Here is a 9,562-nt window from a genome sequence, read left to right on the forward strand (position 1 = left end):
CTCTCGTGCCATGGCTATATACCGCTTTTACTGGAAGAGAAATCCTTTCCATCCGGAAAAGGGGCCCGCCCTGGCTCGGTAAGCAACAGAGCGCGAACTCCATCTAATGTGCGATGAGCATGGTCAAGTTGATTCTGTCTCCCCAAGCTCGTGGACTCCCGAGACTCAATCTCTTCTACCGCGGCCACCAGCTTTATCTCGAGCTTTTTCAGGTTGGTCCTGGCTACTGGATTGGGGCTGCTCGTCAGGTGCCTGCATCCGTCGAAACACTGAAGATGCTTAGGGCAGGGGCTCACCGTGAAGCTAGAGACGCACATTCCATAGGGGGTTGCGTGAAAACCATCCGCCTCGGCCCGAAGAAAAGTAAAAGCTGCGTCGTCGCCTTCGTCGTCCTGAATTCGACGAAATTCATCGACAATGGGCCCAGTCGCTCTGTCCGCCTTGATCATTTTGTATACGGTAGCGGTCTTCTCGCCCAGGGCGAATTCCACATCCTCCGGGATCTCGATAGCATCCAGGTCCTCGGCTAGGGTCCGATGATCATACTCGTAGCTTTGGGCAATACTCTTTCGGTTAAATCGTTTAGTTATGATCGTGTCCGCAACGCCAAGTCGGAATAGTTCGTTGTTCTGGAAATGTCGGAGCATGTGAGATCGCAAGACCAGTGCCTTGTCTTCCTCTGTCATTCCATACCGCTGAAAGATCGATTCGGATTGCTCGATTTCTCCTAGAGCGATGTTGAGGAATTCCGGCCCCGGCCTATTGACGGCAAAGTATCGCGTCAAATCGCAGATTCCATCGGATCGCTCTTCTGCAAGTGAACGCTTGGGATGAATGAACATGAGCTCCCAAGTCTGAAGCAGGCCACCCTCAAGCCTCAAGGGTTCGACATCAGTGAGCTTTGTCTGTTTGCTCAGGCGCAAGTACTCTTCGAGTTCATCAACTCGAATGAAAGCGGCATGCCACTTAAGACGCTCTTGCTCGGATAGTGCGGCTCCATTGGCATGCCGTATGGAGAGACTGCAGTTCTTTGCGCCCGTCTTCTTCATCCGGTTGAAGTAAACGTATGCCGATCCGGATATTTCACGGTTTCCGTTGCGGTAGTCCTTGATCTGCGAGTGGAAGAGCCGATCAAACTCGCTGCCCGTAGGATCGCTTCGACACGCGGATTTCCAATGTTCCCGCTCCACGTCGCTGAACTCGGTCCAAAACGGGCTGCCGGACAGATGGGGATACAGATGAAGCATCGGAACCAAGTCGCTTGGTTCATACCACGGGAGCAGTCGTCCCGTTTCAACTTGGCTGCGCAGCGTTCTTCGGAGAGGCGAAGTGAGCTGCGCGACGCGCTCCAGCGTTTCGATTAAGAATTGCTCGAACATGCGGGGCACATAAGTTGTGGTCTCGCATAGCGTCAGGGACGCTCCGCCATCCAAATTCTGCTTCTCTGCAAAGTGCCGGATCATTGTGGATCGCCCGATGCCACCAAAATTTGAGGCACTTTTCCCTAAAGGTGTGAGGTGCTTTTTCTCAATTTGCCACTCCGCGGGGAGTAGGGTGGCCTCGCCAATACGAAACCCGGTGACAATCAAAAGTCTGAGTGCGGCAAAACGTAACTCATCCATGAAGGTGAGCGGCTTCTCGGTCATCACAATTCGAATCAGCTCCCAAAACGCCCTTTTCGAAGGCAGCTTTTCCGAGCGCTTTCTTTGCTCAAGGCTGTCGCGAATCGCGTCCGTTGACTTCAGATACTTGGCCCGGCGGTCATTGGACTGACCTAGGCGTAGGGTGGCGATCGTCGGATAGAGTGGACCGGTATCAGTGAGGTGATGCTGGTCCAAGACAGTCTTGACCAGCCCGGCGACCAGATCGCCCAACTTCCCGCACTCTTGGACCCTTTTGGCGGCTCTTACTGCTGCAGCCACTTGGTCAGCGATAATCTGCCAAGGCTCTGTGCCATCCGCGGCAGTCGCGAGAACACGTAGCGGCCGTATGATCGAGTTGATCACGTGTCCGGTTGAGTTCTTTCTTACAAAGAGTTGCTCGGCGACCGTTGCCTTGATGAGATCTTGCCAATTCGACGATAGCGCGCCCCCATGCAATTGTTCTGCAGGGCTAGCCGGCAGCTCCTCCTGGAGGGCGTTTCGGATTTCCAAGTCCGCGCCAAGATTGCTCAAATAGTGAACGGGCCCTGCTACAGCGCCAACCATGGCGCTCAGGTTCCAGGCTTGCCCTTTACTTGCCTTGCCGTTGCTGTCTAACTCAATCTCCCATTTCAGACCACGGTCTTGAATGAGGCCTTGGCCGAGCTTTACAAAGATCTCGAAGCCCTTATTCATGCGGGCCACCCTCAATGATTGCTATCACGTCTTGAACGCCACCAATGGTTCGCTGCAACTGGAGATATGCGGGCGAAGATGCTTCGGCGTGCGAAGCCTCTCGAAACAAGTTCACCGTATCCCGCAATCCACTGAGCACTTCTTTGTGGACTGCGGATTCCTTCAAGGGCATGAACCGCCGGCACGTATAGCAAGACAGGACTGGGTTGTAGGGGCAGGCCGGCTGACCGGATGAACACCCTCCAATGCCAGCAATCGGTATGCCATGGGGGATGCCGGCCACCTGCTGGTCGCCTTTTAAGGATGCGAGCTCGGCAGCACTAATAAATCGGTCTTCGGCAATGCCGGCGACACGTACGTACGTCGGAGAAAGACCGAGGGCTCGATTAATTCGCTCGGCCTGCGTTTCGGATGTCTGGAAGTAGACGAGGGACGTACTGATATCGGAATGACCCAGGAATGCGGCGAGTTCTTCGTGGTTGGCACCCGCATCAACCATGCGCTGAGCTGCTGAGTGACGAAGGTGAGTGGCTCCAATGTCATCGTCGTCGAGCAGTTCCCGTAGAACTGCCGCGATCCTTTGGCCGGCTTCCGTGTTTGAATGAACAGCAAATAGCCGTGTATCCAACGATACGTTCCCTGCGATTGATCGTGCGTAGAGCTCCGCGAACAGGACATTCCATTCTGGCTTGACCCTCCTTACAAGCGGCGGAGTATTCGCACCGGATCTCTGTTTCACCATAGGAAAGGACAAGTGCACAGCCGATGACGTTCCGTCCGATACTGTCCGGTGCTTGACGTCGCGCACTCTCAGACGGGCAATTTGCACCGGGCGAAGACCAAACTGAAAAGCACAGACGACCATGGCGATATCTGCCAACGAACGGTATTGCCAGGTAGTTGGATCCTTCAATACCGATCTTGCCGAATCATCGATTAGTCCAATAATCGATGCCTCCTGATCCGTCGTAAGGAACGCTTTTCCCGACCGCAAGCTGGCGTACTTATCCGTTGGCGGGGTGGCGAGCGATTTGCTTGCAAATTCGGAGTAGCTTGGTGCCCAGCCTGAGACGCCGTACTCGCACATTAGCTGCAAGAGGGCCTTCAAACCGCCATATACCGGCCGGGAATAGTCGCGAGCGAGGAGGCGAGACCAAATCGGCGCAATTGATTGCGGGCCAGCCAGGACTAGCTCCTCTGCTTCGCCGGCGGCGAGATGACTGACATGATTCACGTAGCTAGCCGCCGTGCCCTGGGAGAATCCGCGACTTAGGAGCCGGACAAAGGAGTGCTTGAGGAGCAGGGCGAGGGGGCTAGAAAACTTTCGAAAATCCACAACAAGTTCATTGCCGTTGTAGTGCACGCTAATGCTGTCGGATCGCTCAATGTTGGCTACCGATCGTTGAGTTTCCTCAAATTCATCGAAGTAGGCCACTCGCTGAGGAAGGGGCGGCAGATTGGATGCGACAGCACTGAGGTGATCATCAATCTTGTCTGCTGCGAACAAGTCTGGTTGCTGCATTTCCAATCTCCGGCACTTCCTAGGAAATAGCCCGTAACACTGACACTTGACTGTCAAACTGGCTGGACCAAACACCTTCAAGACGGTCTTCAAAAACCGCGCGTGCGTAACGCATGGGCATGCTCGATGTTCGAGACCAACCGAAGAACGCCCGAAGTTTCTGAGTTGCCTCGTCCATCGAGTCGCCTTGTGCAAGCAACTGAGTCAAACGAATGACGGCGCATGTATGGCGCAGGTCATGTGGAGTTATGGTCGCCCGTCCGATCCGATCATTGAGTTCTTTTTTCAACGGTGTGGCGAGGCTGCTGGAGGCCTTCGCGAAGATCTTTGTGAGCGACTCTGTGGACAGCGGGAGATTCTTCTGGGAGTTCAGAAGAAATGAATGGCTCGTTCTGCCTCGGTAGTTTTCGGCGTATGTTTGGACCAGGCCTGCCATGGTGGAGCTCACCGGAATCTGCCTGATCGATTGCTCAGTCTTAATGCTGGGCTTCGTGTAGCGCGGATCGTCATGTTCGTCTTCGTAAGGATTGGAGCGAACGTTCAACCAGAATCGCTGCTCTTGACGCCTGGCATCAAAGTCGGTTTTGACGGCATCCACAGGAAGGAGAAGGATTTCACCCCGCCTTAGCCCCTGATGCAGCATTAGCAAGAAGCTCAGGTATACGAGCCACTTAGTACGCTCTCGCTTAAAAGGGTTGTTGGGGGACGCGGGATCTAGTACTTGGTAGAGGCCTTCGACAACGCCACCTGGCAGCGACCTGACCGCAGTCGCTTGTCTTGGCTTTTGAATTCGGAGTTGCTTGTATAGGTGCGATAAACGTCGCGTAGCGGCGTGCACATCGCTAAGCGCCTTGATGTTGGAGGCGGACTTCACTTGCCACGCAACGATGAAGCTTACAAAGCCGAAGCCTGTCTGCCAGCGCAACTCATCCGACCCGGATGTTATGGGCTGATTTGCGATGCTAATGAACCAAGTTTCCAGGATTTCGGAGAACCGATCCTGGCTCAGAGATCCTAGAGACGCATCCAGCGAGCCGTGACCAAATACTCGGTCTGCATGCCGATAGAGATCGTCGACATGACGCAGGCGCTTTTCCTGAGTTGAAGGCGCCGCGTCGTTAAGCGTCAGGATTCCCCAGACCGTGGCCCAGTACCGAGGAATGCCTTGGTCATCGACCAGCAGCGGACCCCGCAGCCGATTCGGCAGGCCTTCCATGGACAACCGCTTGAACATTCGCCACCGGCGCAACAAGGGTAATGACCACAAACTTAGATCTGATTCTGGTCATTTGCCAAGTGCTAAGCCTTTGACGCAACAGGACCAAAATTACCAGCCATTCGCATAATGTATATTATGTAAAATTATGGATATGCCGTCCAGCCGGTAAAAGTGGCTCGCCGCCTGGGTCCCCTCTGCGACTCAATCAGCCCAGGCCAGCCATCACAGGTCCAGCGACCATGTCTGACCAACCAGGTCCTTGCCGAAGCTGTGGTGGGCTTCTTCTTTGACGAGTTGGAAGCCGGCCTTTTCATAGATGCGGCGGGCGTCGGCCAGGACGCTGTTGGTCCAGAGCATCATTTTCTTGTAGCCGGCTTGTCTCGCGAAGCGCAGGCATTCGTCGACCAGTCGGTGGCCGATGCCCAGGCCGCGTGCGTTGGCGTCTACATACAAGAGGCGCAGTTTCGCGGTGGCCTCGTCCTGGCGGACGACGAATATCGAGCCGACGACCTGGTTGTCCTTTTCGGCGATCCAGCACCGATCGGAGCGTGGATCGAACGCCTGGACGAATTTCGCGACGATCTCCGCAACCAGGGCCTCGAAATCGGCGTTCCAGCCGTACTCCTGGAAATAAAGCAGCCCCTGGCGATGGACGATCCAGCCCATGTCGCCGGGCTGCGGATCGCGAAGCAGATAGCTGGTGGATTCCGGTTCGCCCAAAAGGCCCTGTATCTGCCCCATGGCCTGGACCAGTCGCTCCTGTTGTGGCCCGGACAACGGCCGAAGCATGGCCATGACTTCTTCGCGGGATGCGTCATTGAGCGGCTGGAATGTCCGCCGGCCCTTGTCGGTGAGCTTCAGCTGCGCCGCGCGTGCATCTCCGGCCGAGCGGTTCTTGGTCAGCAGGCCTTTTTTCTCAAAGCCGCCGATCACCCTGCTGACATAGCCGGCGTTGAGGTCGAGCATGCGACACAGGTCCGCGCTGGTAAGCGCGGGCTGTTGGGCCAGCTCGTAGAGGATGCGCACCTCGGTAAGCGAGTACTCGCTTTCCAGTAGCCGCTCTTGAAGTGCGCCGATAAGTCTTGTGTAGAAGCGATTGAATTGGCGAACTTTTTCTGCGTGATCTTCCAGTAACGTCATGGCCGCGCCCTGCTCTTTTAGTTGCCTTAGGCAAATTTATAATTGCCTGAGGCAACCATGTAAATAGCCCGCTGGCCGCGGTGAATGGAAGATCGGGCCGGTGATCCGTCCACAGGTGCAGACTCGGACTGCCGGAAAAGCCGGGGCATGGCACGGCCCGATCCACGCCATCAAGAAAGATTGCCGAGGGGACGAAGAACAGGGTGCCTGTGCCCACCCTGCTGAAGTCCAGGATGCGGTCGTGGGCCCGGCGAACATGTTGGCCAGCATGCGCTCCATACGCGTCGGCGAGCGGGCATGGCCTATGAAGTAGGTACCGAACTGGCCATTGCCGGCTTCGTCGAACGGCATGACCAAGCGTGTACCGCCCTGCCCGGTGCCTCTCGCTCATCGATGACAAGCACGAGAAAGCACGTGGCTGATGCGGTGGGCGTTTCACGCGTGATGGCGCAGGCTGCGGCAGAAGGCGACGCGAGACCTGCGTCATCTCCTCACGGCAGCCATGCGCTCATCCACGACTCGAACAGCGCGATCTGGTCGCCGTTCCAGGGAGCGCCACTTGGCGGCATGCGCGGGGTTTCGGTGCCTTTCAGGCGAGCCAGTACATGGTGGGCGTTGGCATAGTCTGGAAACACGGCGTCACCTTCGGGGTTGGCCATATAGTCGTATTCACGGAGATGCACGCCCGCACCACCCATGCAATGCACATCGCGATCGGTGAACAGCGGTGCAATGTCTTTGGCGAATGATGTGCTCATGGCCTGCCTTTCAAGGATGGACGTTGAAGGGAAGCATCAGCGCGCCGGATCGCTATTGCTGGTCGATTTGCGCATGGCGAGGGATGTCGAGCGGTCTAGCGCATGGGCCCACGCCTGGATTGACCACATGCGGTTCTCCTGCGTGACGTTCTTCGCTTGATGCAAGCCTGGCAAACTCTCGACTTCGCGCAGGCGTGCGGGTTCTTGATGTGGCTATTCAGGGCGTCGTGACGGGGCGCCCCGCCAGCCACAGGGCCAGATTGGCGGCGTAGCGACGTATCGAGCGTCGTGCCTCGGGCGACCGGGCAAGTCCATCGCCAGGAGTTTCGCTGACGAAGCTGGGGCATCCTTGCGATGGATCCCAGTTGTAATCGGCGAAGTGGTGGAACGTCGAGACGGCCATTGCGGGGCCCGCTTCCGGCGAAGGTTCGAAAGCCACCGCGAGATTGAATGATCGTCCACTCAGCTTGCTATGGCCGGTGGCGATCACCCGTGCCGACGCATCGTGCCCGGGCTTGCCCACGGCACCCTCATGCGGATGCGATGGCAGGAATCGAATGGCGCCATCCGGCGCGTCGGGATCGATCAACACGGGATGCAGCGGCAGGTTCGGCTCGATGCGCTGGAAATCGCCGTTGGCTCCCGAGTGATAATTCGGCCACGAAATGGTGGTGGTGATCGTGTCGTCGACCTGATGGCGCGACGGATCAGGGTCGGGGTTTTTCGTATGGAAGAAATGCGCTGCCCCAACGCCACCCAGGGTGCAGACCGAGCTTCCCAGATCCATGTGGTCGCGCGCAACCAGCAGGCCGCCGCCACGCCGGCGGAACCGTCCCACGGCCTGGCAATCGGCCTCCGTGAGTCCGTCGCCGGTATCCACCGCGAACAGCCACAGTTCGTCGAATGGCGACGTGTCCAGCGTCGACAGGACGCTGTCGGGCGTGCCGAGCGGGTCTCGGTCGCGCGCGGTCACCTCGAACAGCGGCAAGCCTTCGGCGTCGCGCATGCCCGCAAGATGGTCGCGGAGCAACGTGAAGCGGCCGATATGCCAGTCATCCTCGGCATAGGGAATGGTGGTCTGCAAAAGGATGCGATGGATATGCCGCATGGTGGCCTCTCCTCTTTGCGGTCGAACTTCCGCGTCCCGCCACGGGTGTGGCGTCGGCGTTTCCGTGCGCACCGGTGGCATGCGCGGGCCATGGTGGACCGGCGTGGTCCCGGGCTGTAGGCATGCGCAGGGCGCCATGGTGTTTCCCCGGGCGCACCATTGCAAGCGGCGAACTGGGCGACATGTATCGTGCGAACGCGCGTCCTTCCCTGTCAAGGAATGCATGGTTTGTCCCGGCAGCCGGCAGGGTTGACGCTCGCGATCGGCATGCGAGCCCTCCGCCGTAACGGCTATGGCAAAGACCGAACCGTTGGTTAAGATCGACATGTCCACCGATGCCTCGTGCGGCCTCATCCTGAGCGTCACGCCCCGAGCCGCCGCGCGTGAAGCGTCGCAACGATGGTTTGCCACAATCTCTCGAACGTGCAGGCGCCCCATGGCCGTGAATGACTTGAATCCCGTCTTCCATCGGCTGCGGGCCCGTTTGCAGAGCATCGCTTACAGCATGCTTGGTTGCGTGGCCGACGCCGAAGACGTCGTGCAGGACGTCTGGCTGCGCTGGCATGGCGCCGAGCAATCGGTGATCCACAACGTCGAGGCGTGGCTGGTCACCGCCACCACGCGCGCGTCGATTGATCGCTTGCGCGCTCTCAAGGCGCGCCGAGAGCAATACGTCGGCATGTGGCTTCCCGAACCCATCCTGGGCGACGCGCCGGACACGCCGGAACAGCTGCAGGAGCGATCGAGCGAACTTTCAGTCGCCCTGCTCTCACTGCTTGAGCGGCTGTCACCGGACGCGCGTGCCGCCTTCGTGCTGCGCGAGGCTTTCGATGTCGGTTACCCCGAAATCGCCGAAATCATCGAGAAGAACGAAGCCACCGTCCGCCAGATCGTGCACCGGGCCAAGGCGCAGCTGCGCGAAGAACAGCCACGCTATGCGGTGTCTCACGAGTCGCATGTGCGTATCGTGACGCGGTTTGCGGAGGCCATGGCCAAGGGTGAATTCAAGCTCATGAGGTCGCTGTTGGCCGAGCAGGCACAGCTCATCGGCGATGGCGGCGGACACGTGCTGAGTTTTCCCAAGCCCCTGCTCGGCGGCCAGCGCATCGCGCAGCTGTTCTATGCATCCAACCTGCGCTTCAAGGGCGACCTGGGCGTCGAGCTGGCGACGGTCAATGGCGAGCTTGCCATCCTCCGCTACATCGGCAACCAGTTGGAGTCGGTGCAGTCGTTCGAAACGGACGGCGAGCGGGTCCTTTCCTGCCTCATCCAACGCAACCCGGAAAAGCTCGCCGCCACCGCGGCCCGACTGGGTGTCGGCCTGTATACGCAGCCCTGAGGACATCGCCGGGTTCGCGCCGGTCCCATGGGATTCGGCGCATCGACCTGGGATGACAGCAAGGAGGTTGGCGTTGACCTGGTCCTGATGGATGGCGTTCGCATCGTGAAACGCCAGGAGCATCAGCGAGAACCAATGAC

General features: G+C 58.2%; 7 protein-coding genes. 1 reads left to right on the forward strand and 6 read right to left on the reverse strand.

All coding sequences use genetic code 11. The features are described from left to right. Nucleotides 1-14 precede the first annotated feature (14 nt). The 6 genes from JMF82_RS09935 to JMF82_RS09965 all read right to left on the reverse strand — a co-directional run bounded on the left by JMF82_RS09935 (nucleotide 15) and on the right by JMF82_RS09965 (nucleotide 8,083). Nucleotides 15-2,336 (reverse strand): hypothetical protein, encoded by a 2,322-nt coding sequence (locus JMF82_RS09935; protein WP_236585392.1) that lies wholly within the window; start codon nucleotides 2,334-2,336, stop codon nucleotides 15-17. Next, nucleotides 2,329-3,858, reverse strand: coding sequence for a tyrosine-type recombinase/integrase (locus JMF82_RS09940; RefSeq protein ID WP_201314369.1), 1,530 nt, complete (start codon nucleotides 3,856-3,858; stop codon nucleotides 2,329-2,331). Before JMF82_RS09940 ends, JMF82_RS09935 begins: the two co-directional genes overlap by 8 nt. A 19-nt stretch (nucleotides 3,859-3,877) precedes the next feature. Next, a complete protein-coding gene (locus JMF82_RS09945) occupies nucleotides 3,878-5,092 on the reverse strand; it encodes a site-specific integrase (protein ID WP_201314370.1) in 1,215 nt (404 codons plus the stop codon). 207 nt (nucleotides 5,093-5,299) lie between these two features. Beyond that, nucleotides 5,300-6,217, reverse strand: coding sequence for a bifunctional helix-turn-helix transcriptional regulator/GNAT family N-acetyltransferase (locus tag JMF82_RS09950; RefSeq protein WP_201314371.1), 918 nt, complete (start codon nucleotides 6,215-6,217; stop codon nucleotides 5,300-5,302). Nucleotides 6,218-6,708: 491 nt separating this feature from the next. Then, nucleotides 6,709-6,975 carry a hypothetical protein gene (locus JMF82_RS09960; RefSeq protein WP_201314372.1) on the reverse strand — a complete coding sequence of 89 codons (267 nt, stop codon included), beginning with the start codon at nucleotides 6,973-6,975 and terminating at the stop codon, nucleotides 6,709-6,711. Nucleotides 6,976-7,192: 217 nt separating this feature from the next. Beyond that, the gene (locus JMF82_RS09965; RefSeq protein ID WP_201314373.1) at nucleotides 7,193-8,083 is read right to left on the reverse strand and encodes a hypothetical protein; all 891 of its coding nucleotides are present in this window, start codon (nucleotides 8,081-8,083) and stop codon (nucleotides 7,193-7,195) included. A gap of 436 nt (nucleotides 8,084-8,519) precedes the next feature. Between JMF82_RS09965 and JMF82_RS09970 the strand changes: the two genes are divergently transcribed. Then, entirely contained in the window at nucleotides 8,520-9,422 is a 903-nt protein-coding gene (locus JMF82_RS09970; RefSeq protein ID WP_236585393.1) for an RNA polymerase sigma-70 factor, read from the forward strand. Nucleotides 9,423-9,562 lie beyond the last annotated feature (140 nt).

Source organism: Dyella sp. EPa41 (genome assembly GCF_016586165.1).
In the GTDB taxonomy this organism is placed as follows: domain Bacteria; phylum Pseudomonadota; class Gammaproteobacteria; order Xanthomonadales; family Rhodanobacteraceae; genus Dyella.